The 24,619-nt window shown below is 65.3% G+C and carries 24 protein-coding genes; 16 read left to right on the forward strand and 8 right to left on the reverse strand.

What is annotated here, in order from left to right; all coding sequences use genetic code 11:
• Positions 1-120: 120 nt before the first annotated feature.
• Positions 121-1,341, reverse strand: coding sequence for an ROK family transcriptional regulator (locus ACU18_RS08965; protein WP_050685199.1), 1,221 nt, complete (start codon positions 1,339-1,341; stop codon positions 121-123).
• 139 nt (positions 1,342-1,480) lie between these two features.
• On the opposite strand from ACU18_RS08965, the gene ACU18_RS08970 reads away from it, so the two are divergent.
• The 4 genes from ACU18_RS08970 to ACU18_RS08985 are packed head-to-tail and all read left to right on the forward strand — an operon-like array spanning position 1,481 to position 5,594.
• Positions 1,481-2,230 (forward strand): sugar phosphate isomerase/epimerase family protein, encoded by a 750-nt coding sequence (locus ACU18_RS08970; RefSeq protein WP_050685200.1) that lies wholly within the window; start codon positions 1,481-1,483, stop codon positions 2,228-2,230.
• The gene (locus ACU18_RS08975) at positions 2,227-3,351 is read left to right on the forward strand and encodes a Gfo/Idh/MocA family protein (RefSeq protein WP_050685201.1); all 1,125 of its coding nucleotides are present in this window, start codon (positions 2,227-2,229) and stop codon (positions 3,349-3,351) included. Before ACU18_RS08970 ends, ACU18_RS08975 begins: the two co-directional genes overlap by 4 nt.
• Before the next feature lie 24 nt (positions 3,352-3,375).
• The gene (locus tag ACU18_RS08980; protein ID WP_050685202.1) at positions 3,376-4,590 is read left to right on the forward strand and encodes a Gfo/Idh/MocA family protein; all 1,215 of its coding nucleotides are present in this window, start codon (positions 3,376-3,378) and stop codon (positions 4,588-4,590) included.
• Between the two features lie 2 nt (positions 4,591-4,592).
• On the forward strand, positions 4,593-5,594 hold the full coding sequence (locus ACU18_RS08985) for a sugar phosphate isomerase/epimerase family protein (RefSeq protein WP_050685203.1): 1,002 nt from the start codon (positions 4,593-4,595) through the stop codon (positions 5,592-5,594).
• A 196-nt stretch (positions 5,595-5,790) separates the two neighbouring features.
• Here ACU18_RS08985 and ACU18_RS08990 read toward each other — a convergent pair whose 3' ends face one another.
• Positions 5,791-6,285: a cupin domain-containing protein gene (locus ACU18_RS08990; RefSeq protein WP_050685204.1), complete on the reverse strand. Its 495-nt coding sequence runs from the start codon at positions 6,283-6,285 to the stop codon at positions 5,791-5,793.
• 76 nt (positions 6,286-6,361) lie between these two features.
• On the opposite strand from ACU18_RS08990, the gene ACU18_RS08995 reads away from it, so the two are divergent.
• Entirely contained in the window at positions 6,362-6,976 is a 615-nt protein-coding gene (locus tag ACU18_RS08995) for a TetR/AcrR family transcriptional regulator (RefSeq protein ID WP_050685205.1), read from the forward strand.
• A gap of 89 nt (positions 6,977-7,065) precedes the next feature.
• Here the strand turns inward: ACU18_RS08995 and ACU18_RS09000 are convergent, their stop codons facing one another.
• Positions 7,066-7,446, reverse strand: coding sequence for a DUF1801 domain-containing protein (locus ACU18_RS09000; protein WP_050685206.1), 381 nt, complete (start codon positions 7,444-7,446; stop codon positions 7,066-7,068).
• Between the two features lie 174 nt (positions 7,447-7,620).
• On the opposite strand from ACU18_RS09000, the gene ACU18_RS09005 reads away from it, so the two are divergent.
• Positions 7,621-8,673 (forward strand): Gfo/Idh/MocA family protein, encoded by a 1,053-nt coding sequence (locus ACU18_RS09005; protein ID WP_050685207.1) that lies wholly within the window; start codon positions 7,621-7,623, stop codon positions 8,671-8,673.
• A gap of 86 nt (positions 8,674-8,759) precedes the next feature.
• A complete protein-coding gene (locus tag ACU18_RS09010; protein WP_050685208.1) occupies positions 8,760-9,482 on the forward strand; it encodes a VIT1/CCC1 transporter family protein in 723 nt (240 codons plus the stop codon).
• Between the two features lie 281 nt (positions 9,483-9,763).
• On the opposite strand, the gene ACU18_RS09015 is transcribed toward ACU18_RS09010, so the two are convergent.
• Positions 9,764-10,378 carry a TetR/AcrR family transcriptional regulator gene (locus tag ACU18_RS09015; protein ID WP_050685228.1) on the reverse strand — a complete coding sequence of 205 codons (615 nt, stop codon included), beginning with the start codon at positions 10,376-10,378 and terminating at the stop codon, positions 9,764-9,766.
• Positions 10,379-10,526: 148 nt separating this feature from the next.
• Here ACU18_RS09015 and ACU18_RS09020 point away from each other — a divergent pair, with 148 nt between their 5' ends.
• The 6 genes from ACU18_RS09020 to katG all read left to right on the forward strand — a co-directional run bounded on the left by ACU18_RS09020 (position 10,527) and on the right by katG (position 18,555).
• Positions 10,527-12,926 (forward strand): alpha-L-rhamnosidase, encoded by a 2,400-nt coding sequence (locus tag ACU18_RS09020; protein ID WP_082178257.1) that lies wholly within the window; start codon positions 10,527-10,529, stop codon positions 12,924-12,926.
• 133 nt (positions 12,927-13,059) lie between these two features.
• Complete coding sequence (locus tag ACU18_RS09025) at positions 13,060-13,470, forward strand: TOBE domain-containing protein (protein WP_050685229.1); 411 nt, start codon at positions 13,060-13,062, stop codon at positions 13,468-13,470.
• Positions 13,467-14,276, forward strand: a complete 810-nt coding sequence (modA, locus tag ACU18_RS09030; RefSeq protein WP_050685209.1) for a molybdate ABC transporter substrate-binding protein — start codon at positions 13,467-13,469, stop codon at positions 14,274-14,276. Before ACU18_RS09025 ends, modA begins: the two co-directional genes overlap by 4 nt.
• 8 nt (positions 14,277-14,284) lie before the next feature.
• The gene (locus tag ACU18_RS09035; protein ID WP_050685210.1) at positions 14,285-15,106 is read left to right on the forward strand and encodes an ABC transporter permease; all 822 of its coding nucleotides are present in this window, start codon (positions 14,285-14,287) and stop codon (positions 15,104-15,106) included.
• Positions 15,103-16,146, forward strand: coding sequence for a sulfate/molybdate ABC transporter ATP-binding protein (locus tag ACU18_RS09040; protein ID WP_050685211.1), 1,044 nt, complete (start codon positions 15,103-15,105; stop codon positions 16,144-16,146). Before ACU18_RS09035 ends, ACU18_RS09040 begins: the two co-directional genes overlap by 4 nt.
• Before the next feature lie 114 nt (positions 16,147-16,260).
• Positions 16,261-18,555, forward strand: coding sequence for a catalase/peroxidase HPI (gene katG / locus ACU18_RS09045; RefSeq protein ID WP_050685212.1), 2,295 nt, complete (start codon positions 16,261-16,263; stop codon positions 18,553-18,555).
• Between the two features lie 72 nt (positions 18,556-18,627).
• On the opposite strand, the gene ACU18_RS09050 is transcribed toward katG, so the two are convergent.
• Both ACU18_RS09050 and ACU18_RS09055 read right to left on the reverse strand, forming a co-directional pair.
• Positions 18,628-19,587: a 2-hydroxyacid dehydrogenase gene (locus ACU18_RS09050; protein ID WP_050685213.1), complete on the reverse strand. Its 960-nt coding sequence runs from the start codon at positions 19,585-19,587 to the stop codon at positions 18,628-18,630.
• Positions 19,584-20,783, reverse strand: a complete 1,200-nt coding sequence (locus tag ACU18_RS09055) for a pyridoxal phosphate-dependent aminotransferase (RefSeq protein WP_050685214.1) — start codon at positions 20,781-20,783, stop codon at positions 19,584-19,586. The genes ACU18_RS09050 and ACU18_RS09055 overlap by 4 nt, the downstream gene beginning before the upstream one ends.
• A gap of 100 nt (positions 20,784-20,883) precedes the next feature.
• Between ACU18_RS09055 and ACU18_RS09060 the strand changes: the two genes are divergently transcribed.
• On the forward strand, positions 20,884-21,423 hold the full coding sequence (locus ACU18_RS09060) for a SidA/IucD/PvdA family monooxygenase (protein ID WP_269430531.1): 540 nt from the start codon (positions 20,884-20,886) through the stop codon (positions 21,421-21,423).
• Positions 21,424-21,580: 157 nt separating this feature from the next.
• Here ACU18_RS09060 and ACU18_RS09065 read toward each other — a convergent pair whose 3' ends face one another.
• Together ACU18_RS09065 and ACU18_RS09070 are read right to left on the reverse strand one after the other, a co-directional pair.
• On the reverse strand, positions 21,581-22,615 hold the full coding sequence (locus ACU18_RS09065; protein WP_050685216.1) for an AAA family ATPase: 1,035 nt from the start codon (positions 22,613-22,615) through the stop codon (positions 21,581-21,583).
• A gap of 74 nt (positions 22,616-22,689) precedes the next feature.
• Positions 22,690-22,995, reverse strand: coding sequence for a MerR family transcriptional regulator (locus ACU18_RS09070; protein WP_082178258.1), 306 nt, complete (start codon positions 22,993-22,995; stop codon positions 22,690-22,692).
• 135 nt (positions 22,996-23,130) lie between these two features.
• On the opposite strand from ACU18_RS09070, the gene ACU18_RS09075 reads away from it, so the two are divergent.
• The gene (locus tag ACU18_RS09075; RefSeq protein WP_050685217.1) at positions 23,131-23,556 is read left to right on the forward strand and encodes an Hsp20/alpha crystallin family protein; all 426 of its coding nucleotides are present in this window, start codon (positions 23,131-23,133) and stop codon (positions 23,554-23,556) included.
• Positions 23,557-23,724: 168 nt separating this feature from the next.
• Positions 23,725-24,102 (forward strand): hypothetical protein, encoded by a 378-nt coding sequence (locus ACU18_RS09080; protein ID WP_050685218.1) that lies wholly within the window; start codon positions 23,725-23,727, stop codon positions 24,100-24,102.
• Positions 24,103-24,619: the final 517 nt, after the last annotated feature.

The following is a 24,619-nucleotide window of genomic DNA, read 5'->3' on the forward strand; positions in this document are numbered from 1 at the left end:
TCTACTTGTATACAAGACCGTGCAGGCAGACCCGGCGCTGGGCTCGGGTGATGGAAGTCGAGCACAGCTTCGCCGGCGGAAACGCCAGCGGCGCCGTGGTGCGCGTGGGAGTATCCGTCCTCACACGCCGCCGGCCGCAGCTGCCAGCGTCGCATCGATGACTGCCGGCGACAAAACATGCTGGGCCACCATCTGGCTGGCGCCCAGGATGGCGGCACTCGCGCCGGCCAGGGCCACACCGATGTGCAGCCGTGACGTGGCAAGGGGCAGCGACCGCTGGTAGACGACCTCCCGGATGCCCGCCACCAGGTGGTCGCCGGCTTCGCCCAGGCTGCCGCCGATCACAATGACGGACGGATTGAGCAGGTTCACAACCGTGGCCAGCACGTCACCCACGTCCCGTCCGGCCTGGCGGAGAGCCTGGACTGCACGGACCTCCCCCTCAGCGGCGAGCCGGAGCACATCCGCCCCCGTTGCAACGTCCAGTCCCTGACCGCGCAATTCCGCGGCCAGCGCGGGGCCCGAAGCGAGCGCTTCGAGGCAGCCATGGTTGCCGCAACGGCACAGCACCCCGCTTCCCCGCGGCACCCGGACATGGCCAAGGTCTCCGGCGGTGCCATCCGCCCCGCGCTGGAGCGCACCGCTGCTGATGATGCCCGCGCCAATCCCGGTAGCCACCTTCACAAAAAAGAAGTTGTTGTGCCCGGCCCAGTGGGCCGCACGTTCCCCCAGCGCCATGATGTTGACGTCGTTATCCACCAGGACCGGGACGGCCAGTGACTTCCGGATGTACTGGACCACGTCAAAACCGTCCCATCCGGGCATGATGGGCGGCTTAACGGGAGTACCGGTGCTGTGCTCCACGGGTCCCGGCAGGCCCATGCCGACTCCGGCCAGTTCCTGCAGGCTGCGGCCGGCACCTGCCAGCACCTCCCTGCCCAACGTGACAACGCGGTCCAGCACCACTTTGGGGCCGTCGGCAATATCCAGGACGGCGCGGCGCTGGCCCAGGACCTTTCCGCCCAGGTCGGTCACGGCAACGATCACGTGCGTCGCGCCGACGTCGACCGCCAGCACCACCCGCGCGGCCGGGTTGAAGGCAAAGCGCGACGGCGGCCTGCCGCCGCTGGAGACCGCCTCCCCGGCCGGTCCCACCAGTCCGGACAGCATGAGCGCATCAACCCGTGCAGCGACCGTGGACCGGGCAAGTCCTGTGCTGAGGGCAAGTTCGGCCCGGGTCCTGGCCTTCCCGTCGCGCAGCAGCTGGAACAGGCCCCCCGCACGGCTGTGGCTGCCCGCGGCTTCAGCGGGCGGGGGCAGCAGGTCTCCGGATGTGGGCATACGACATGGATAGCACGCCCACTTATATATGTCACGCCAGCAACTTTTGCTTGACCTTCGACAGAAGTGGCCTTAGGTTTGCAGGAGACCCGAAATGTACTGCACAACACATCCCCCATGCCAAGGAAGCCAGGAAAACATGCCGTATTCAATCCAGCTCTACACCCTGCGTGATGCCATGTCCGCGGACCTGCCCGGAACCATCCGCAAGGTAGCGGAAATCGGCTTTACCCAGGTGGAGCCGTACAACTTTGTGGCCACAGCCCAGGAGCTCGGTACGGCGTTGAAGGAAAACGGCCTGACGGCCCCGTCCGGCCACGCTCCGCTGCTCAGCCAGGACCAGGACCAGATTTTCGCGGCGGCCAGGGAACTTGGCATCACCACGGTGATTGATCCGTTCATCGGCGCAGAGCACTGGCAGGAAGCCGCAGACATCGAGGCGACGGCAGCGAAGTTGAACGACGCCGCCAAAAAGGGTGCGGACTACGGCATTCGGGTGGGCTACCACAACCACCAGTGGGAGCTGGAGTCCACCATCGGGGACCAGACGGCGCTGGAATACTTTGCCGGCCTGCTGGATCCGGAGGTTGTCCTGGAAGTGGACACGTACTGGGTTGGGGTGGGCGGCCAGGATCCGGTGCAGGTGCTTGAAAGGCTTGGCGACCGGGTGAAGCTGATCCACATCAAGGACGGTCCGCTCACCACCGACACCAAAGCCCAGCAGCCGGCCGGCCAGGGCCTGGTCCCGGTCCTTGACGTCATTGCCGCCGTGAAGTCCCTGGAGGTAGGCGTGGTGGAATTCGACGACTATGACGGCGACATTTTTGCGGGCATCGCCGCTTCCCTGGCCTTCCTCACCGCCAACACCCCCGCAGGAGCCAGCGCATGAGCACCCCTTCAGCAACAACCCGCCGCGGACCCGTGGGCGTCGCCGTCATCGGCGCCGGCAACATCTCCAAGGCCTACCTGGACAACCTCACTACCTTCCCCGACCTGAAAGTCCTGGTCATCGCAGACCTCTTCGTTGAGGCAGCCGAGGCCCGCGCCAAGGAATACGGCGTCCCCGAATGGGGCGGCCCGGACGCCGCCCTGAACCATCCCGACGTCGAAATCATCGTTAACCTGACCATCCCCGCCGCCCACGTGGAGGTTGCCACCGCGGCGGTCAAAGCCGGAAAACATGTCTGGACCGAAAAGCCGTTCAGCCTGGATCGGGAATCGGGCCTGGGTCTGCTGAAGGTTGCGGACGCCGCCGGCATCCGGCTCGGTTGTGCTCCGGACACGTTCCTGGGCGCAGGCCTGCAGACCGCCCTGCGGCTGATCCAGCGCGGGGATATCGGCACGCCGCTGACCGCAATGACCACGTTCCAGACTCCTGGCCCGGAATCGTGGCACCCCAACCCGGCCTTCCTTTTCCAGTACGGCGCCGGTCCCCTGTTCGACATGGGGCCGTACTACCTCACCACACTGGTCCAGGCCTTCGGGTCCATCAACAAGGTGGCCGCCGTCGGCTCGAAGGCCAAGGAGGTGCGCGTGATCGGTTCCGGTCCCAAGGCAGGCGAGGAATTCACCGTCGAGGTCCCCACCCACGTCTCCGCGATGGCGCTCTTCGACTCCGGCGCATCCTCGCACAGCGTCTTCTCCTTCGAATCCCCCCGCGTCCGGATGGGCTTTGTGGAAATCACCGGCACCGAAGCAACCATTTCCCTCCCGGACCCCAATAATTTCGACGGCGACATCCGGCTCTGGCGTGCGGGAGACGACGAGTGGACCGTTATCCCCGCGACCGGTCCGGCCAACGGCCGCGGCATGGGGGTCCTGGACATGGCCAGGTCCCTCCGCGCCGGGGTCCAGCACCGCGCCACCGGCGAACTGGCCTACCACGTGCTGGACAGCATGGTCTCCATCGCGGAATCCGTGGAAACCGGCACGTTCGTGGACGTAGCCAGCACGGCCGGCACCGCACCCGCCCTCCCCGAGGACTGGGCGCCGGAAACCGCAACCCTCTAACCGAAGCGAAGCAGGCACACCTTTATGCGCACTCCCGAAACCCCTACCGCACAGCCACCCGCAGCAGCGGACCGGCCATTGGGCGTGGCCATGATCGGCTACGCCTTTATGGGCAAGGCCCATTCGAACGCGTGGCGGAATGTGGCCAGCTTCTTCGACGTACCCGCCATCGAGCAGAAGGTGCTGGTGGGCCGGGACGCTGGTGCGGTGGCCGAGGCCGCAGCCCGGTACGGGTGGGCGGAGTCAGCCACCGACTGGCGTGAGGTCATCGCGCGGGACGATATCGACATCGTGGACATCTGCGCGCCCGGGTGGATGCATGCCGAAATCGCCATCGCGGCGCTCGCAGCCAACAAGCATGTCCTGCTGGAGAAGCCCCTGGCCAACACCCTCGCCGAGGCGGAAACCATGACCACCGCCGCGGCGGCCGCCCGGGCACGGAACGTGCAGTCGATGGTGGGGTTCAACTACCGCCGGGTGCCTGCCCTGGCACTGGCCCGGGAGCTCATTGCGGAAGGAAGGGTAGGGAGCGTGCGGCAGGTCCGGGCAGCCTACCTGCAGGACTGGCTGGCTGATGTCCAGGCGCCCATGACCTGGCGGCTGCGCAAGGAAACCGCCGGATCAGGGGCACTGGGGGACATCGCCTCGCACGCCATCGACCAGGTGCTGTTCCTGCTGGGCGATTCGGTCACCGGGGTTTCGGGCCGCCTCCACACGTTCGTGGACCAGAGGCCCGGCCCGGACGGACTGGAACCCGTCACTGTCGACGACGCCGCGTGGGCCACCCTCACCCTCGCCTCCGGCGCCATCGCGTCGGTGGAGGTCTCCCGGGTTGCCACCGGAAGGAAGAACGCCCTGACGGTGGAAATCTATGGAGACAAGGGCGCGCTCCGCTTTGACCTTGAGAACCTGAACGAACTCGAATTCCTCGATGCCACAGCCCCTGCCCGGGAGCAGGGTTTCCGCCGGATCCTGGTCAACGAACCGGAACACCCCTACCTGGCCGCGTGGTGGCCGCAGGGCCACATCATCGGCTGGGAGCACACCTTCACCCACCAGATCCGCGATTTCCTCCTGGCGGTCCAGGGCGGGCACGCACCGTCCCCGTCGTTCCAGGACGGGCTCAACGTCCAGTACATCCTTGACGCAGTGGCGGAATCCGCCGCGGCAAACAGCACCAGCATCCACATCGACGGCCGCAGCACCAGCGTCGCCGATACCGTCCCCGAAGGAGCCTGACCATGCCCCGCCCCTATACCCTGTTCACCGGCCAGTGGGCCGACCTGCCCTTCGAGGAAGTGGCCCGCCTGGCATCAGGCTGGGGCTACGACGGCCTGGAAATCGCCGTCTCCGGAGACCACCTGGACGCCTGGCGCTGGGACGAACCGGGCTACGTCGAGTCAAAACTTGCCATCCTGGCGAAGTACAACCTGAAGGTCTGGGCCATCTCCAACCACCTCAAGGGCCAGGCCGTGTGTGATGACCCCATCGACTTCCGCCACGAGGCGATCGTTGGGTCAAAGGTCTGGGGCGACGGCGACCCCGAAGGCGTCCGCCAGCGCGCCGCCGAGGAAATGAAGCACACCGCCCGGCTCGCCAAGGCACTGGGCGTGGACACCGTCGTCGGCTTCACCGGATCCTCCATCTGGCAGTACGTCGCGATGTTCCCGCCCGTCCCGGAAAAGGTGATCGACGCCGGCTACCAGGACTTCGCCGACCGGTGGAACCCCATCCTGGACGTCTTCGACGAGTGCGGTGTCCGCTTCGCCCACGAAGTCCACCCCTCCGAGATCGCCTATGACTACTGGACCACCGTGCGCACCCTCGAGGCGATCGGACACCGTGAAGCCTTCGGCCTGAACTGGGACCCGTCCCACTTCATGTGGCAGGGCATCGACCCCGTCTCCTTCATCTGGGACTTCAAGGACCGGATCTACCACGTGGACTGCAAGGACACCAAGCTCCGCCCCACCGGCCGGAACACCGTCATGGGCTCCCACCTCCCCTGGGGCGACCCCCGCCGAGGCTGGGACTTCGTCTCCGCCGGACGCGGCGACGTGCCCTGGGAATCCTCCTTCCGCGCCCTCACCGCCATCGGCTACAACGGGCCCATCAGCGTGGAATGGGAAGACGCCGGTATGGACCGCCTCCACGGCGCCCCCGAAGCCCTCGCCGCGCTGAAGAAGTTCGACTTCCCCGCCTCACAGACCTCCTTCGACGCCGCGTTCAGCAGCGGCGACTAGAACGGACTAGCCCGGAACTGAATAGACATACGGAAAGCCCACGCTCAGCGAGAGTGGGCTTTCCGTATGTCCCACCAGCGATGCTCTGCTGGTCCTGCCCCTGTTGCTCGTCGCCAGTGTTGAGGCGCCCGCCCGGATCCCGGAGCAGTCCGAAGGATCGTCCCCGTCGCCCGGGCTGTTTCTGCCACCGGCGGCGTCAGTCCTGGGGGAATGGGGGTGGCCCAAGAATTTCGATGCCGCCGTTCAGGCGCCCGGATTCGCGGATGCGGTCAAAGTCAACCACGCCAGACCCGCTCGCGGAGTCGAGAGGTTCGCTGGCACCGTCGTAGAACGCCTGGGCGCTGCCGGGGGTGTGGAGACACAAAACACGGGTCCCGTCCTGGAGGACTTTGAAGGCATGCGGGACGCCGCGGGGCGCGATTGTCACCCCACCGGCGGCAACCCGGTGTTCTGCCCCGTCCACGTTCATCAGAATCTCGCCGGCCAGGATGTACATGGTCTCGTCTGACTCCGGGTGCGTGTGCAGGGGCGTGGCCTTGCCTGCCGTCATTTCGTCTTCAAACAGGAGGAACGCTCCCGCTGTTTCTTCCGCCGTCGCCTTCCATGTGTGCACCCCGCCACCGAAGAACCATCGCCGGGGCCCTTCTCCCGGCTGCCGGATGATCGCTGGTGCAGCTTTTGTCGTCTCCATGGTGGTCGCCTCGATACGTGGTTGGAAGACTTATGGGACTGCTATCCCATAACAAGACTCGTGTACCATAAAGGCTATGTCAAGACCTTATGCCGAGGCCGGCAGGACGGGCCAGAAGCGCCGTACCAGGGAAGCCCTGGTCGCTGCCGCACGCGAACTGGTTGCGGCCGGCACATCGCCGACCGTCGACGATGCCGCGTCCGCTGCCGGGATCTCAAGGAGCACTGCCTATCGGTATTTCACCGGCCAGCGGGAGTTGCTTGCGGCAGCTCATCCGGAAACCGGACGGACAACGCTGTTGCCTGCGTCTCCACCCGAGTCCGTCGCAGAACGGCTGGACGCGGTGATAGCTGAGTTCACCAGGCTGATTGTTGAAACTGAATCCCAGCAACGCACCATGCTTCGGCTTTCGCTTGAGCCGGCGGATGCTGCACCACGTGACCTGCCGCTGAGGAAGGGCCGGGCGATTGCCTGGATCACCGAGGCGCTTGCACCGCTCCAAGGGACAATGCCGGACCAGGACATCCATCGACTGGTCATGGCAATTCGAAGCGCCACCGGCATCGAGTCACTGGTCTGGCTTACTGACGTCGCGGGTTTGAGCCGGGAACAGGCCATCGCCTCGATGCGGTGGACCGCCGCGGCGCTGTTGTCCCAGGCCGTGGCACACGGGCTTCCATCACCGGCCTGAACCGGCACTGCCGCCTCCGTTGCATCCGTACCGACGGAAATTTATCCCGTGACGGTTGGCCACACCAAACGTGCGGAGACTGACCATCCCTACTGCAACTGCCCCACCCAGGCCGTGGCGATGGCGGTGAACGCTGGAAGCGCAGCCAGGAGCGCCGGCTCATCGGAAAAAGTTACAACAAACCGGTTCCGGTCCGCGCGCCGGAGCAATCCTGATGGATCTTCGATCATGATCTCCGGATGCCCCGGTTTGGGCTTCGCGCCGGTATGGAAAATGACCTGGACAACGGCGGCCCGGCGGAGGTTCATCGTCGCAAAATCATCCTTGAGGGCGAAGTTCGGGGCCTTCCACTTCACGGATTCCTGAACTTCCGGCGACAGCGAGGCGAGGACCCGCCGCAGCTGCTGAGCCCCGGCCTTCATCGGATGGTCCAAGGCCTCGAACCACGCATCCACATCGGTTAAGGTCATGCTTTATCATCCCCCGAATCAAGCAGCCGCAGCCGGCGACACCTGCAGGTTTGTTCACCACATGGTCCTCCCTGCCGGCGGGAAAGGCCTTGCCGTAAGGTGGCGGACAACCCACTGCACAGCGGCACGGACCGCCGCGTACCCACCCAGCATCAGCCGTTAGGGAATCTTCTTATGCAACGCATCACTTGGGGCATTATTGGCCCGGGAAACATTGCAGCGCGGTTCGCGGACCAACTGGCAGCCAGCGCCACGGGGACCCTGTCCGCCGTCGCAAGCCGTAGCCTTGAGCGCGCCCGGTCGTTTGCCGACCGGTTCAGCACCGGCCAGGCGCCGGTTCGGGCGTTCGGCTCCTACACCGAACTTTTCGCGGACCCGGGCATTGACGCTGTCTACATCGCAGTCCCCCACACCGAGCACGTAAGGCTCGTTGTCGAGGCCGCTGAGGCGGGCAAGCACATCGTCTGCGAGAAGCCCCTGTCCGTCGACAAAGCCGGAGCCCTCACTGCCATCGACGCCGCAAAACGCGGCGGCGTTTACCTGGCGGAGGCGTACATGTACCGGTTCCACCCGCAGACCGAGCGGCTGGTCGATCTTGTCCGCACTGGCGCAATCGGCCAGGTCCAGCACATCGAGGCTTCCTTCGCCTTTGCCGCCGACGCCCCGCCCGAACACCGGCTCATGAACCCCGATCTCGCCGGCGGCGGCATTCTGGACGTTGGCGGCTACACCGTCTCCATGGCCCGGCTCATCGCCGGCGCCGCCAACGGCGAGCCCTTCGCCGAGCCCACCCACATCACGGCAGCGGGAACCATCGGGCCCACCGGCGTCGACGAATGGGCCACCGCGTCGCTCACCTTCGCCTCCGGCATCACCGCTCACCTGACCGCCGGCATCCGAGTCCAGGACGACAACCGCGTGGTGGTCTCTGGTTCAGCCGGCCGGATCGTCCTGGCCCAGCCGTGGCTCCCCAATCCGGACGCCGACACCATCATCGAGGTGCACCGGACAGACTCCGCAACAAATCACATCGCCATTCCCGCTGCCAAGCAGTACGCTCTGCAGGCCGACGCCGTCGCCGCCTTCCACGGCACCGGCCAGGCACCCCAGATGAACTGGGCGGACTCCCTCGGAACAGTCGAGGCCATGGACCGCTGGCGCGCTGCGATTGGTCTCCGCTACCCTTTCGAGCCAGCAACGACGGCGGCCGCAGCAAACCAGGCCTGACAGGCCGTGCGGGCTCCGCCTGCTTTTCCACTTAGGCGATGCAGGCCTGCGTGGATTCTGCCGCCGCACGGTGATTTACTTCGACAATGGCTGAGATGGTGGAACAGCACCCCAACGAACCGCACGAGCAGACCTTTGCCGCCCGGCTGAACTGGCTCAGGGCAGGCGTCCTGGGCGCCAATGACGGCATCGTGTCCGTTGCGGCAACGGTGGTGGGCGTGGCCGGGGTGACCAACGAGGCAACCCCCATCCTTGTGGCCGGCGCGGCTGCCGTGGTGGGCGGCGCCGTTTCCATGGCACTCGGAGAGTACGTCTCCGTCAGCAGCCAGAGCGACAGCCAACGCTCACTTATTGAAAAAGAACGCAAGGAACTCCGCGACGACCCGCAAGGGGAACTGGCTGAGCTCGCCGCGATGTACAGGGCCAAAGGCCTGTCCGATGCCACCGCGCAGACCGTGGCGCGGGAACTGACCGACCATGACGCTTTGCGTGCCCACCTGGAGGTGGAGCTTCGGATTGAGGAAGGTGAGGTTGCCAGTGCCTGGAACGCGGCCCTCGCATCTGCAGTCGCCTTTACGGCCGGGGCCATTCTTCCATTGTTGGCGATCCTCCTTACCCCGGCAGGGGTGCGCGTACCCCTGACGTTCTTCGCCGTCGTTGTCGCCCTGGCGATCACCGGATCCGTCAGCGCCCGGATCGGTGGCAGCTCAAAACGCCGCGCAACCCTGCGGCTTGTGGTGGGAGGCGCCGTCGCCATGGCCTTCACGTACTGCGTCGGGCTGTTGCTGGGCACCACCGGAATCGCCTGACTGATCCCGCGCACCATGCCGGGACCGCAGAGTGGACTACGCGCGGGCCACTCCTGACCGGCACCCATCTCCTGCATTCGTGCCCGCAGGCGCCGCCGTTGGTACACCAACCAAACCGTAGTGACGATGGGCAAAACCGGAACCACCGGCCTGCCCATCAACACCAGGACGACGAAACCTGCCCAAAGAACAGCGGTGACGACGGCGGCCGAGATCAGTGATTTGGGTAGTTGGCAGCGTCCAAAGCGATTCCCAGCAGCGCGGACCTCCTGTCCCCGCAATCAGGGAACCCGGAGACGCGCCTTCAGGCTTTCTGAAAATTCCGCAACTCCGGCCACAATGTCGACTGTCCCGTTGGACAGCACCCACTGGATCTGCAGGCCGTCGCTGACAGCTATGCATTCGCGGGCAACGAGCTCCAAGTCCACATCAGGCCGGATTTCCCCGTTGGCCACGGACGTCCGCCAGCGGGCAACCAGCGACTCCACCACACCGTTGTATTGCCCGGCAAGGCGCGCGTGCGCGGGGCTGCTCGCGTCCGCGGCCTCCGAAATGGACAGCACAAAGAGCCCGATCAGGCCCGGCTGGTCGGTGAAACGCCGCGTTGCCTCCACCATCTGGTCCAGCACCGCCAGTCCTGATTCCGAGCCTGGTTGCGCCTCCCACCAGGACGCCGTTTCGATGAGGCGCCGCTCAGCGACTGCCTGAAGCAGCACATTCTTACTGGGAAAGTGGTGCGCAAGGCCGCTCTCACTGATGCCCACGGCCTCGGCAACCGCTGACATCGGCGTGGCGTGGTAGCCGCCCGAACCGAACAGCCGCGTAGCGGCGTCGATGATCTTCTCGCGGCGCCGGAGTCCCGTTGGATAGCTGCCGCCGCTGGCCTTCAGTCCCATGTTGTTTACGTTAACCCACCGGCCAAACAGAAAAAACCGTGATTCCACTGTTTTTATGCCATACTGTCGATAAGCCTCCCGCTGATCGGCCGCGCAGGCCTTTCGTACGAAACATCCGGGCGGGCAGCACACAGACAAAGGAGTTCCTGTGACGAACCTGATTGGGACGGAAGCGTCGTTCACTGCGGTGCTGGAAGGTGCGCGGTGGATCCGCCCCAATGAACCCGCCGACCCCGGCCCGGGCGCCCGCCCCGCCTATGTCCTCCGGCTCGATGTTGAGCTGCCCGACGACGTGGACACGGCAACCCTGGCCGCCACGGCCCATGGCATCATCGAAGTATTCCTCAATGGCCGGAGAATTGGGGACGAAGAGCTGGTCCCTGGCTTCACGGCCTACCGCAAGCGGCTGCAGGTATTCGAATGGGACGTTGCCGGATACCTTCACGGAGGCTCCAACAGCATCGAGGTGCTGCTGAGCGACGGCTGGTTCCGTGGCCGGCACGGCTTTGAGCGCCGGGCCAACGGATTTGGCGCCGAAACGGCCCTCCTGCTCGGACTGCAAGGAATGTCCCGGACAGGAACGCCGATCCGAGTCGTCTCAGACGCCGCTTGGCGTTCGGCCCCGAGCCACATTGTTCGTGCCGACCTCATGGACGGCCAAAGCGTTGACTTCCGCCGGCTCGACGACGGGGGCTGCTTCGCCGGACCCTGGTCACCGGCGCTTCCGGCAACCGGCGGCCTCTACGACGACCGGTCGCGGTTAATTCCGGCGGCTGCGCAACCGGTACGCCGGATCGAGACGCTTGCCGCTGTGGCGGTTACCTCGCCGAAGCCGGGTACCGCCGTCGTCGACTTCGGCCAGAACCTCAACGGCTGGGTGCGGCTGTCCGCCCTTGGCCCCAAGGACACCCGCCTGGTTCTGACGCATGGGGAAACCCTCGACGGCGAGGGCATGGTCAGCACCGAAAACCTCCGGGCCTTCAATTTCGCCACCGGCGACCTCCTGCCGGCAGGCCAGGTTGACGAGGTCATTTCCGCCGGCCGGCCCGGTGACGTCTTCGAGCCGCGGCACACCACCCACGGATTCCGCTACGTCCAGGTCGAAGGCCTGCCGGGCCTCCTCTCCCCCGGTGACATCTGCGCCGTTGTTGTCCATTCCGATCTGGCTCCCGCTGGCTCCTTCTCCTGCAGCGACAGGTCCCTTAACGCACTGCACACGGCCGGGGTGTGGAGCTTCAGGGGAAACGCCTGCGAAATACCCACTGACTGCCCACAACGGGAACGCTCCGGTTTCACCGGCGACTGGCAGGTATTCGTCAGCACTGCAGCCCTCCTCTACGACGTCCGGGCCTTCTCGGACAAATGGCTCGCAGACCTCGCCGCCGATCAGTGGGCGGACGGACGGGTTCCCACCATCACACCCAACCCGGCCGGCGACCAGCCTTCCGGCGTGGTCTTTGAGGATCTGTCAGCCGGGTCAGCCGGCTGGGGTGACGCCGCAGTCCTGGTCCCTTGGGAACTCTGGCGGGCCTACGGCGACAAGGGCATCCTGCGCCGCCAATTGCCATCGATGCAGGCCTGGGTGGACTACGCGTCCCGCGCCGCAGCGGCCTCCCGGCATCCCGCCCGGGCTGAGCTCCGGCCTACCCCTGAGTCCTGGGAGGCCTTCCTCTGGGACACCGGATTCCACTTTGGCGAATGGTTGGAACCTGGCGTCCGCCCCGCGCCGGACCCCAGCGCGGACCACAGCATCGTCGCCACGGCCTTTCTGCACCGCTCTGCCTTCCTCCTTGCCGCCTCGGCAAAAGTACTGGGCGAACCGGAGATCGAAGCCAAATACGCGGCCATTGCAGCAGGGGCCCTGACGGCCTGGCGGCGCGAGTTCCTCACGGACATCGGCCTGCTCTCGCTGGAATCACAGGCAAACTATGCCCGGGGCCTGGCATTCGGGCTTTTTCCCGTTCCTCTCCGTGACAACGCTGCGGCGCGCCTCGGTGAGCTGGTCTCGCAGAACAACGGCCGCTTGGGCACCGGGTTCCTCAGCACCGGGCAACTGCTGCCCGCCCTTGCCGACCATGGCAGGGCGGAGCAGGCATACTCCCTCCTGCAGTCCACGGGATTCCCCTCCTGGCTGGGCATGCTGGAAAATGGCGCAACCACTGTGTGGGAGTGGTGGAACGGCGTCAGCGACGGCGACGTCCGTGGCTCCCTCAACCACTACAGCAAGGCCGCCGTCCTGTCCTTCCTCTACACCCATGTGGCCGGAATCCGGCTTGGGGAGCAGCCCACCGAGGCCGAGGCAGCGTACCGCCACGTCACCATCGCGCCGGTACCAGGCGGCGGGCTCGGCTGGGCCCGGGCCTCCCTGGCCACAACGCGTGGCCCGTTGTCATCTGCCTGGCGCATCGTTGACAGCACCTTCATCCTCGACATCGAGGTACCTCCCGGCACCCGTGCGCGCATTGAACTGCCGGACGGCGCCGTCCTGGACATCGGAGCCGGCCAGCGCACCTTCAGCGTTCCGCTGCACCAGTCCGTCCCGGCGTAGGCGCGCGCAGGAACGGGTGTACCGGCCGGCACTGCACCGAGGCCGCGTATCCAGGCGCCGGCGGAGTAGTCACAATTGAATATGCGTCCCGCTGCGTTGCTTTGATCCGCAGATGAGGTACTACTGTGGCCTTGTGACCAGAATACGCATCGCTGAAGCAGCACGGTTCCTGGGTGTCAGCGACGACACCGTGCGGCGTTGGACGGACAACGGAACCCTTTCGCCCCATAAGGACGATTCCGGCCGCCTGGCCGTGGACGGACTCGAACTCGCCCAGCTGGCCCGGGAGCAGGCCCAGCTTCCGGATGACCCCACCAACATCGGCCGTTCCGCCCGCAACCGGTTCGTTGGGTTGGTCACCGGAATCACGGCCGACAAGGTCATGGCGCAGGTGGAACTGCAGTGCGGGCCCTTCCGGGTTGTATCCCTGATGAGCAGCGAAGCCGTCCGTGAACTCGGACTGGAACTTGGTTCAGTGGCAACGGCCGTGGTCAAGGCCACCACAGTCATCGTCGAAACACCCCAAGGAAAGAGCATCATATGAGGATCACCCGCAGGACCATCACGGCCCTCCTGGCTGCCGGGACCCTCACCGCCGGCCTGGCGGCCTGCGGTGGCGGCAACGCCCCACCGTCAACCACCAGCACTCCCGGCACCACCGAAACGGCCAAGCTTTCGGGCACTGTCACCGTGTTCGCAGCAGCGTCTCTGAAGGCAACCTTCACCAAAATCGCCGCCGGATTCGAGGCAGCGAACCCCGGCACCAAAGTCACCCTGAACTTCGCGGGCTCCTCGGACCTGGTCACCCAGATCACCCAGGGCGCACCGGCTGACGTCTTCGCTTCGGCGGACACCAAAAACATGACCAAGTTGTCCGACGCGAAGCTCATCGACGGCGCAGCGGCCAACTTCGCCACCAACGTCCTCGAAATTGCCGTCCCACCATCAAACCCCGCCAACATCACCTCCTTCGCAGACCTGGCCAAGCCAGACATCAAGGTTGTTGTCTGCGCCCCGCAGGTACCCTGTGGCTCCGCCACCGAAACCATCGAAAAGGCGACCGGCACCAGCCTGGCCCCGGTCAGCGAGGAATCCTCCGTCACCGATGTCCTCGGGAAGGTCACTTCCCAGGAAGCCGACGCCGGACTGGTCTACGTCACGGACGTCAAAACCGCGGGCGACAAGGTCAAGGGCATCCCGTTCACAGAATCGGACAAGGCCGTCAACACCTACCCGATCGCCACCGTCGGGGAGAGCAAAAACAAGCAACTGGCCCAGGCGTTCATCGACGCAGTGATCGGCGCTGAAGGCAAAAAGGTCCTCACCGACGCCGGTTTCGGAACGCCGTAACCCAGCGGATGCCATCACGCAGCCGGAACGGCTACACAGGGGTCCCGCCGTGGATTTACGCCATCGCGGCAGCAGGGGCGCTCTTTGTCCTGCTGCCTCTGGCAGCCATGGTGGCAAAGGTCAACTGGAACCAGTTCATCCCACTCATTACGTCCGAGTCCTCGCTCACGGCCTTGGGCCTGAGCCTGCGCACCTCGGCAACCAGCACCGCGCTGTGCGTTGTCCTCGGCGTTCCACTCGCGCTTGTGCTGGCCCGCGGAAGCTTCCCCGGGCAACGCCTGCTGCGCGCTTTTGTGCTGCTGCCGCTGGTGCTGCCACCTGTGGTGGGCGGCATCGCCCTGCTCTACACCTTCGGCCGCCAAGGGCTCCTGGGGAAATCCCTCGAAGTGGCCGGCATCCAGATTGCCTTCTCCACCACGGCCGTTGTCCTGGCCCAGACCTTTGTGGCCCTCCCCTTCCTGGTGGTCAGCCTCGAAGGAGCCCTTCGTACTGCCGGGACCAAATACGAAGCGGTCGCCGCCACCCTCGGCGCCCGGCCCACCACGGTCCTGCGCCGGGTCAGCATCCCCCTCGTTCTGCCAGGACTCGCGTCAGGTGCCGTACTGTCCTTCGCCCGCTGCCTCGGCGAATTCGGCGCCACCCTGACCTTCGCGGGAAGCCTGCAGGGGGTCACCAGGACCCTCCCGCTCGAAATTTACCTGCAACGCGAAACCGACGCCGACGCCGCCGTTGCGCTCTCCCTTGTCCTGGTCGCCGTGGCGGTGGCCGTCGTCGGGCTTTCCTATCGGCGTTCCCGTCCGCTACCGGCCAAGGACGCAACCAGCCCATGACCTTCGAGCTGAACGCGACGCTGCCTGCCCGCAATTTCGATGTCTCCCTCGCCCTTGGAGCGACTGAGACCGTCGCGATCCTTGGGCCCAACGGCGCCGGGAAGTCAACGCTCCTGGGGATCATCGCCGGGCTGCTCCGCCCCGACACGGGCAGATCCGCACTCGGCGACACAATACTGTTCGACACCGATGCCGGCGTGTTCACCCCTCCGCACCAGCGCGGCACCGCCCTCCTGGCCCAGGAGCCGCTGCTCTTCCCGCATCTGAGCGTCCTGGAGAATGTGGCCTTTGGCCCGCGGGCAACAGGCGCGTCCCGCAGGGAAGCCCACCACACCGCAGACCACTGGCTGGCCGAAGTCGACGCCACGGAGTTCGGTCAGCGGCGACCCGGGCAACTCTCCGGCGGCCAGGCACAGCGGATCGCCGTGGCCCGCGCCCTGGCCACCAACCCGGACCTGCTGCTCCTCGACGAGCCCATGTCCGCACTCGACATCCACGCCGCCCCCCTGCTGCGCCGACTCCTTAAACGCGTACTTGCCCGCCGGAAAGCCATCATCATCACCCACGATGTACTGGACGCCCTGATGCTCGCCGACCGGGTCATTGTCATCGAAAACGGCCACATCACCGAACAGGGGCCCACCCGGGACGTCCTGGCAAAACCCCGCAGCCGGTTCGCCGCGGGCCTGGCCGGCCTGAACCTCCTGACGGGGACCATCACCGATGACGGCCTCGCCAGCGACGACGGCCGCCACATCGCCGGGCACCTGGACGGCAACAGCACCCCCGGCAGCCCGGGGGCAGCGGCTTTCCCGCCCGCTGCGGTCTCCATCTATCCGACGGCGGAACACGGCAGCCCCCGGAACGCCTTCCAAGTGACCATTACGGACATGGAACCCCACGGCGACCTGATCCGGGCCCGGGCCGGGAACCTCTCCGCCGACGTCACCCCCGCCGCTTCGGCCGACCTTGGCCTCACGCCGGGAAGCACCGTCTACTTCGTCATCAAAGCCGCCGCCGTGACCGTCTATCCTGCCTGAGACAGCACGGCGCCAAAAATAGCGGTCTCCCGGAATGCCCTGCTGTGGTCCAATAGGAAGGTTAGACCGGCTGCCCGAGTCCGACCTTGGCCTCGGCCATATGGAAGGAAGCACATGACGGATCATCAGGACCTGCCCCAGGCACCCACCCCGGAAAGCGCCCCGGGCATGGACCCCAATGCCGAGGGTGGGTGCCCCGTTATCCATGGCAACGCAACGTCGTCCGGCAGCGAGAGCGAGAACCCTGCGATCGATGCGCCGCAGCCCAAAGCGCACCGGCCGCGGACGGTTGCAGACTGGTGGCCCAACCAGCTGGACCTCACAGTGCTCCACGCCCACTCCCCTGTCAGCAACCCGCTCGGCCCGTCTTTCAGCTACCGGGAGGAGTTCCAAAAACTCGACGTCGAAGCCCTCAAAACAGACATCATCCAGGTTCTGACCACTTCCCAGGAGTGGTGGCCTGCCGACTTCGGCCACTACGGTGGCCTGATGATCCGGCTGAGCTGGCACGCCGCGGGCACATACCGCGTCCAGGACGGCCGCGGCGGCGCAGGCGATGGCAGTCAACGGTTCGCGCCCCTCAACAGCTGGCCTGACAACGCGAATCTCGACAAAGCCCGGCGGCTTCTGTGGCCGGTGAAGCAGAAGTACGGCCAAAAGATCTCGTGGGCCGACCTGCTGGTCCTGGCAGGCAACGTTGCCCTTGAGTCGATGGGCTTCAAGACGTTCGGTTTCGCGTTCGGACGGCAGGACGTCTGGGAACCGGAGGAGATTTTCTGGGGACCGGAAGACGCCTGGCTGGGCGACGAACGCTACATCGACGAAAGCCGGATGGCCGACGATGTGGGAGCCACGGAAATGGGCCTGATCTACGTCAACCCTGAAGGGCCCAAGGGTAACCCGGACCCGGCTGCGGCCGCGGCGTTTATCCGCGAGACATTCAAGCGGATGGCGATGAACGACGAGGAGACTGTCGCCTTGATCGCTGGCGGCCACACGTTCGGAAAGACCCATGGGGCCGGGGACGCGGACGCCAACGTTGGCGCCGAGCCCGAGGCTGCCAACCTCGAAGCCCAGGGCCTGGGCTGGCTCAGCACCTACGGGTCAGGCAAGGGCTCCGACACGATCACCTCAGGCCTGGAAGTTACCTGGACGGACAAACCCACCCAGTGGAGCAACCGGTTTTTCGAGATCCTGTTCGGCCACGAGTGGGAACTCGTCAAGAGTCCCGCCGGAGCCAAACAGTGGGTGGCCAAAGACGCGGAACAAATCATCCCGGACGCCCACGACCCGCAGAAGAAGCACCGGCCAACAATGCTCACCACCGACCTGTCCCTGCGCGTCGACCCGACCTACGAGAAGATCTCCCGCCGGTTCCTGGCGAACCCTGACGAGTTCGCCCTCGCATTCGCCAAGGCTTGGTACAAGCTGCTGCACCGTGACATGGGGCCCGTCAGCCCGAAGCTGCTCGGGCCCTGGGTTCCGGAAGCGCAGCTCTGGCAGGACCCGGTGCCGGCGGTTGACCATGAGCTGATCGGCGAACCGGAGATCGGCGCCCTTAAGGCCCAGCTTCTGGACGCCGGGCTGTCCGTTGCGCAGCTCGCCGGCACGGCCTGGTCAGCGGCTGCCACCTTCCGCAAAACCGACAAACGCGGCGGCGCCAACGGCGCACGGATCCGGCTGGAACCCCAGCGCGGCTGGGAGGCCAACGAACCCGGCGAGCTGGCAGCGGCACTGCAGGCCCTCGAAGCTGTAAAAGAAAAGTTCGACTCGGGGCAGACCGGGGGCAGGAAGGTCTCCCTCGCAGACCTGATCGTCCTTGGCGGCTGTGCGGCCGTGGAGAAAGCTGCCCAGGATGCCGGCTTCCCTGTCACCGTGCCGTTCCGGCCGGGGCGCACCGACGCAGCCCAGGACCAGACCGACGTCGAGTCATTCCAGTACCTGCAGCCGCGGGCGGACGGGTTCCGCAACTATGTACGCCCCGGAGTGAAGCTCCAGCCAGAGACTCTCCTGCTGGACAAAGCGTACCTGCTGGGCCTCTCCGCACCGGAGATGACCGCACTGCTCGGAGGCATGCGTGCTTTAGGCACAAACGTGGGCGGTACGCCCCACGGCGTCCTCACTGACAGGCCGCAGGTGCTGACCAACGACTTCTTCGTTAACCTGCTCGCAGCGGGGACACGGTGGAAGCCTTCCGAGGCCGGGGAGAACATTTACGAGATCAGCGACGTCGCCACCGGCGAGGTGAAATGGACTGCCACGCCGGTGGATCTGGTCTTCGGCTCGAATTCACAGCTTCGGGCGCTGGCCGAGGTCTACGCGAGCGACGATGCCAAGGAGAAGTTCGTTCACGACTTCGTGGCAGCGTGGGTAAAGGTTATGGAGCTGGACCGGTTCGACCTGGACTGACCCGGCCCGGGACTCAGAAAACCGGGTACCGGCCCCCGTTTGGGGGCCAGTACCCGGATGTCCCTGCCTCCCCTAGCCGATTGGCGTGGGCGGCTCCGCGCCCTGGAGCACGGCGAGTGCGTTATTGGCGGCGAGTACGGCCATTGCGGTCCGTGTCTCAACAGTGGCGGAGCCGAGGTGCGGCACGAGTGCCACGTTTTCGAGCCCAAGCAACTCGGGATGGACCTTGGGCTCCTCTTCGAAGACGTCCAGGCCGGCACCGGCGATCTGCCCCTCGCGAAGCGCAAGTGCAAGTGCTGCCTCGTCGACGATCAGTCCGCGGGCGGTGTTGATCAGGAACGCGGAGCTCTTCATCGTGGCGAGTTGCCGGGGACCGATCAGATGATGCGTTGCAGGCCCATAGGGGCAGTGCACGGAAACGATATCTGAAACGGCCAGCAACTCCTCAAGGTCCATGCGGCGGGCGCCCAACTCGGCGGCGATCGTGGGATCGATTTCGCTGCGCGACTGGTAAACGATCTCCATGCCGAAGGCCTTGGCCCGGCGGGCTGTAGCTTGGCCGATGCCGCCCATACCAACAATGCCGAGGGTCTTGCCCTGCAGGCTGCTGCCGAGGAGGAAGAACATTCCCCATTTCCAGGGCTGGCCGGAACGGATGAGCCGTTCCCCTTCGCCGAGCCGGCGGGTCGCCATGAGGATCAGTCCAAACGCGATGTCGGCAGTGGCGTCAGTGAGCACGCCGGGGGTATTGGTGGCGACGATACCGCGCGCCGCGCAGGCCGGGACATCGATGTTGTCATAGCCAACGGCAACGTTGGCGACCACCTTGAGCTGCGGTCCGGCGGCGTCGAGCAGTTCGCCGTCGATGCGCTCGGTGAGCAGGCTGATGATGGCTTCGGCCCCTGCGACACGGCGGAGGAGCTCCTCGCGACCGATCGATTCCGGACCCGCCCAGGCGTCGACGTCGTGTTCGGCGCGCAGTTTCTCAAGCGCAGGTTCGGGGATACGCCCCGTGACGACGACCCGGCTCATGCTGTCTCGATCCACTGGTGCAGGCGGCCAAGGCCATCTCGAATGTCTGCGACGTCAATGCCCGAGTAGGCAAGCCGGATGTACTGGCGCTCCTCGCCGGGCAGGCGCCGGCCAAAGTGTTCACGTGTACAGAAGGACACGCCGGTCTTGTACAGGGCGTCGGCGGCGAAGTCGCCCACAGCCGTGTACCCCATGCGCTGCATGGCCTCGGTGACGTCGGGGAACAGGTAGAACGTCGACTGCGGCACGGCAACGTGCATGCCGGGGATGGCGTTGACGATCCCGCACGCGGCGTCCCGCCGGTCCCGCAGGATGTCCAGCATTTCCTGGACCGAGTCCTGGGGGCCACGAAGGGCTTCGATGCCGGCCCACTGCACGTAATGCGTGGTGCACGATTCGTCGTTGGTGTTCAGGGTGCTCAATACCTTGGCGATCTCGAGCGGGGCGACGGCGCAACCCAGGCGTGAGCCGGTCATCGCGAACTTCTTGCTGAACGTGTAGAGGATGACCGTACGCTCCGCCATGCCGGGCAGCGATGCGATGGAGCCGGAGACGCCCTCGTAGCGCGTCTCGAAGTAGGCTTCATCGGAGAGGACCCACAGATCGTGCTCCTGGGCGATCTGCGCAATGGCCTCGCGTTCGGCTACGGTCGACTCGGCTGAGATCGGGTTCTGAAGGTCGTTGTAGATGATCGCGGCAGTGTTGGGCGTGATCGAAGCGCGGACCTGGTCGAGGTCAATCGCAAACCCGTCGCTGGTGGGCACATAGCGGTAGGGCACGGCCGTGCCACCGAGGTATTCGATCTGCGATTCGTAGATCGGGAAACCGGGGTTCGGGTACAGCACTTCCTGGCCGGGGTTCATGACCGCCTGCAGGAACTTGGTGATGACAGGCTTGCCGCCGGTCATCACCACCACATTTTCGGGGGAGAACTCCATCCCGCGCCGCGCTCCCAGGTCCTCGGCGAGGGCCTGGCGGAGCTGCGGGATGCCCGGACCGGGGCAGTATCCCGTGTACCCGTCGGCGATCGCCCGGTTCATGGCTTCGACAATGTTCGGGGCGGTCGGGATGTTGATGTCGCCGAGGTGGAAGGGGTACACCAGGTTTCCCTTCGCCTTCCAGGCGGCGGCCGCCTGCGCGACGCTGAAGGCGGTTTCGGTGCCAAGGCGTTCAAGCCGTTGGGCGAGTTTCTGCATGTGCTGTTTCACTCCTCGTCGAGCTGGACACGGGTCCACGTAAGATCCCGGCCTAGTATATTACTGATGTATCAGTCTGTCGATAGAGAGTGTTGCAGCTATTGTCGCTGCCGCCACCAACACCATCCCCCGGATCCCGGCTGCGTCCAAAGACATCAACCCCGGCATCCGCCAGTTGCACAGTTCGCAGTACCACCGCCCAACCCATCTGTCGGAAGGCGACGGCCTGGTCGTGGGTACCGGAACTTCGGGAGCTGAAATTGCCTTGGAGTTGGCGGCCACCCGCCGGACTTTCCTCGCCGGCCGGCCCACCCCGCATATGCCTGACCCCGTGTTGCGATACGCCGGAGACGCATACTGGCGGTTCATCCATTCGGCACTCACCACCGGGTCTCCCGCCGCCCGCAGGGTGGCCGCCAACTTCCACAAGCGCGGGGCACCCCTCATCCGGATTTCCGTTAAGGACCAGGACCAGGCTGGCGTAGTGCGGCTGCCGCGCCTCTCGGGCACCATGGACGGGCAGCCCACGTTCGCCTCGGGACTCATCGGCGGACTTAATCGCGATGCTGCCTTTGTCGTGGGGCACCTTGCCCGCGCGGCCGGGCTCGCGGCACAGAAGCTTCCGGTCGGAAAGGAATAGGAAGTTCCCTTGCAAACTGTTGCGCCGGGCCGGTTATGTGCGCCTGTCCTGATGCTCAAACGTGTGTTCGCCATGGTTGGCGGAAGGAGAGTCGGCCAGCCGGCGGGTCCAGACGCGACGTGCTGCCCGAAATGTCAGCCGGATATCCAGTTCAACCTCAGACCAACCAGCGCCACCAGCGCGACTGCTCCGGTTCCGGCGGCGTTTCCGGCTCCGGCACTTCGCCCAACGCCACCGCGGCGCCCACGATGTCGTCCGCGGTCAGCGTCACGACGGCCTCACGATCGAGCGCGTCGAGACTTCGTTCCTCGTCGAGCGAGAGCCGGAGCGCCTGGCGGTTAAGCGCCTGCTCGAACAGCGTGCGGGCAAACCGTGCGTTACCGGAGTCTTCGCCCGCGTGAAGCCCGGTGAGGATGCGGCGCAGCATCTGCTCGGCACCGGGCTCCAGCATGTACTCGTGCTGGGCCAGCATCTGGTGGAAGATCGTCTGGAGTGCTTCCACCGAGTAGTCGGGGAATGTGATCTCGCGGGCGAACCGGGAGCGTAGTCCGGGGTTCGAGAGCAGGAAAGACTCCATGAGCCGCGGGTACCCGGCCACGATGACCACCAGTCGGTGCCGGTGGTCCTCCATCCGCTTGAGCAGGACCTCGATCGCTTCGGGGCCGAAGTCCATCCTGCCGTCCTCCGGGGCCAGCGCATAGGCCTCGTCAATGAACAGCACCCCATCTAACGCACGCCGGATCACCCGATCGGTCTTCACAGCGGTTTCGCCAACGTATTGCCCCACCAGGCCCGAACGGTCGACTTCGACCAGGTGGCCTTTCTGCAGCAGACCGACCGCGCGGTACATCTCGGCAAGGAGCCGCGCCACGGTGGTTTTGCCCGTGCCCGGATTTCCCAGGAAAACCAGATGCTGTGATGTTGCCACCTCCGGGAGGCCATGTGCTTTGCGGCGGGCCTGGACCCGGAGCAGCGCGACGAGGGCGCGAACTTGTTCCTTGACGGTCTCCAGGCCCACGAGTAAATCGAGCTCGGCCTGCACCTCGGCCAGTGGCCGGGCCGGGCCAGGCCTCGAACCCATTAAGTCGCCGACCAAGTCGTCGACGCGCTCTGAACCGGACAGCCTGAGCTGATCGGCCAGGTGGCCGATGGTCCCACGCAGGTCTTCAAGCGGATTGCGGCTGGTAGCCATGCACTAACTGTAGTACTCCGACACCTCTGGGTAAGCGTGGCAATTGAAGGGGCCAAAAGAGCTACTTCACCCGGTCAGTCGCGGCGGTACCCGGCGGACCGTGCGGCGGCCAACTTATGCTCCAGATGCCTGTTCATGGCCTCGAGTTCAAGGACCAGCCGGATGCCGGCCAGGTTGAGCCCCTCTTCGAGTAGTACGCCGATCCGGCGCAGGGTCTCAAGGTCATTCTCGCTGTAACGGCGCGTACCACCGCCCGTGCGGCCCGGCTCCAGCAGGCCCTTGCGCTCATACAACCGAAGGTTCTGCTGCCCCGTTCCCACCAACTCAGCCGCAACTGAGATCGCATAGACCGGGGCGCTTTTCGCTGGACCCACTGCCACCAAAAACCTCCAAAAAATCCCGAAATGACCTTGATCCAGTTTCTCACCCAGTGGTATAAAAAATCTATACCGGCCACGACAGATAGTTGGACTGGTAGCTGAGATCAAAAAACGATTGCAAGGAGTGAGAAAACAATGCTGATGCGTACCGACCCGTTCCGCGAGCTCGACCGGCTTGCCCAGCAGGTTCTAGGTACCACTGCCCGGCCCACACCGATGCCGATGGACGCCTGGCAGGACGGGGAAGAATTCGTCGTCGCCTTCGACCTTCCTGGAGTAGCCGTCGATTCGGTGGACATCGACATCGAACGCAACGTCCTGACAGTCCGGGCGGAGCGGACAGACCCTGCCGATGCGAAAACCGAGCTGATAGCGGCCGAACGTCCCCGCGGCGTGTTCAGCCGCCAACTGATTCTCGGTGAGGCGCTGGACACCGATGCCGTAAAAGCAGCCTATGACGCCGGGGTACTTACGTTGCGGATCCCCGTGGCCGAGAAAGCCAAGCCCCGCCGCATCGAAATCGCCTCCGAGTCCAATCAGCGCCAGGAAATCAGCGCTTAACCCCACCGTGAGGGGACCGCGGAATGCGCTGCACGCGCGGTCCCGAGGCCAACTCCCCGTGATGATCCCCGGCGCCAAACGCCGGGGATCATCACTCCTCTTACTGAACCGGGTGGCGCGATGCTGGATCAATGCCGGCCTGGTCTGCAACAAGGCGAAAGGGCACCAATGAGCGCCTGGCATCCCTATAACGAGAACCTGCTCCCAGCCTTCTACGAACGCTTTGAACAACGCTGGGGTAAGGGAACAGCCCCGTTCCTGGACCCGGAAGTCCACGAAGAACCGCTCCCCCGCGCCCAGTGGATTAACCCCGACACCGGCGCGGCAGTCGCGGTCGTCCCTGTCTGGACCGAGAACCCCCAGCACCGATCCTTCGGCGTCTTCTACCTGCCTCCCACCGGCGACATATGGGTCTTGCGCCCCGGACACACCGCCTACACCGAGGCCGGCGCAACAAACTCCGAAGAACAGATCACTCTCCGCAACGACGCATTCCGCAAAGCAGTCGACCACGCAAAGAGATTCATCTACGGCACCCAAACGTGAATCTCCACAACTGATCCACAACCTCGCAGGACGTGCCGCCCCGCCGTGGAGACGGGATACCCGCAGTCCTGATACGAGCGTCCCCCTGCTTTAGGGAATCAGGTTCGGAAATACATCGGACGCAGGACGGCATGGGTGAGGGCCTACAGCGCGGCCACCCGCCCAGGAGATCAGCGAACGCGGATCAGGGCGGCCGGGTAGGTGCGGCAGGCAGCACATTCTGCGCTTCCGGCGCCGCCGCTCCGAACCCCTCCACCCCACGACGTCCCTAAAGAAAAGTCTTGCAGACTTGATAGCAAGTGTGCTTAGTATCTAATTAGTAATCATGCTTACTAAACGCGGTGGGCAGTGCGTTCTGCACCTGCTGCAACTTCCGAAAGAGAGCGATCATGACTGAGAACCAGTGGACCGATGTTTCGGCTCCCGCACCCATTGACCCGTCCGGCAGCCCAACACCCAACGAACGGGCAGGTGCTGCTTTCGCTGGCAGAAAGGATGCCGCGAAGGACGAGGCAAC

Origin of the sequence: Arthrobacter sp. ZBG10 (genome assembly GCF_001238605.1) — a bacterium.
Lineage (GTDB): Bacteria > Actinomycetota > Actinomycetes > Actinomycetales > Micrococcaceae > Arthrobacter.

What these genes read in the sequence shown, in the direction of transcription:
- katG (WP_050685212.1), top strand. Translation starts at nt 16,261, where the DNA reads ATGACGGATCATCAGGACCTGCCCCAGGCACCCACCCCGGAAAGCGCC.
- ACU18_RS09000 (WP_050685206.1), bottom strand. Translation starts at nt 7,446, where the DNA reads ATGACCTTAACCGATGTGGATGCGTGGTTCGAGGCCTTGGACCATCCG.
- ACU18_RS08985 (WP_050685203.1), top strand. Translation starts at nt 4,593, where the DNA reads ATGCCCCGCCCCTATACCCTGTTCACCGGCCAGTGGGCCGACCTGCCC.
- ACU18_RS09055 (WP_050685214.1), bottom strand. Translation starts at nt 20,783, where the DNA reads ATGCAGAAACTCGCCCAACGGCTTGAACGCCTTGGCACCGAAACCGCC.
- ACU18_RS09065 (WP_050685216.1), bottom strand. Translation starts at nt 22,615, where the DNA reads ATGGCTACCAGCCGCAATCCGCTTGAAGACCTGCGTGGGACCATCGGC.
- ACU18_RS09005 (WP_050685207.1), top strand. Translation starts at nt 7,621, where the DNA reads ATGCAACGCATCACTTGGGGCATTATTGGCCCGGGAAACATTGCAGCG.
- ACU18_RS08970 (WP_050685200.1), top strand. Translation starts at nt 1,481, where the DNA reads ATGCCGTATTCAATCCAGCTCTACACCCTGCGTGATGCCATGTCCGCG.
- ACU18_RS09075 (WP_050685217.1), top strand. Translation starts at nt 23,131, where the DNA reads ATGCTGATGCGTACCGACCCGTTCCGCGAGCTCGACCGGCTTGCCCAG.
- ACU18_RS09050 (WP_050685213.1), bottom strand. Translation starts at nt 19,587, where the DNA reads ATGAGCCGGGTCGTCGTCACGGGGCGTATCCCCGAACCTGCGCTTGAG.
- modA (WP_050685209.1), top strand. Translation starts at nt 13,467, where the DNA reads ATGAGGATCACCCGCAGGACCATCACGGCCCTCCTGGCTGCCGGGACC.
- ACU18_RS08980 (WP_050685202.1), top strand. Translation starts at nt 3,376, where the DNA reads ATGCGCACTCCCGAAACCCCTACCGCACAGCCACCCGCAGCAGCGGAC.
- ACU18_RS08995 (WP_050685205.1), top strand. Translation starts at nt 6,362, where the DNA reads ATGTCAAGACCTTATGCCGAGGCCGGCAGGACGGGCCAGAAGCGCCGT.
- ACU18_RS08975 (WP_050685201.1), top strand. Translation starts at nt 2,227, where the DNA reads ATGAGCACCCCTTCAGCAACAACCCGCCGCGGACCCGTGGGCGTCGCC.
- ACU18_RS09080 (WP_050685218.1), top strand. Translation starts at nt 23,725, where the DNA reads ATGAGCGCCTGGCATCCCTATAACGAGAACCTGCTCCCAGCCTTCTAC.
- ACU18_RS09040 (WP_050685211.1), top strand. Translation starts at nt 15,103, where the DNA reads ATGACCTTCGAGCTGAACGCGACGCTGCCTGCCCGCAATTTCGATGTC.
- ACU18_RS09015 (WP_050685228.1), bottom strand. Translation starts at nt 10,378, where the DNA reads ATGGGACTGAAGGCCAGCGGCGGCAGCTATCCAACGGGACTCCGGCGC.
- ACU18_RS09010 (WP_050685208.1), top strand. Translation starts at nt 8,760, where the DNA reads ATGGCTGAGATGGTGGAACAGCACCCCAACGAACCGCACGAGCAGACC.
- ACU18_RS08990 (WP_050685204.1), bottom strand. Translation starts at nt 6,285, where the DNA reads ATGGAGACGACAAAAGCTGCACCAGCGATCATCCGGCAGCCGGGAGAA.
- ACU18_RS08965 (WP_050685199.1), bottom strand. Translation starts at nt 1,341, where the DNA reads ATGCCCACATCCGGAGACCTGCTGCCCCCGCCCGCTGAAGCCGCGGGC.
- ACU18_RS09035 (WP_050685210.1), top strand. Translation starts at nt 14,285, where the DNA reads ATGCCATCACGCAGCCGGAACGGCTACACAGGGGTCCCGCCGTGGATT.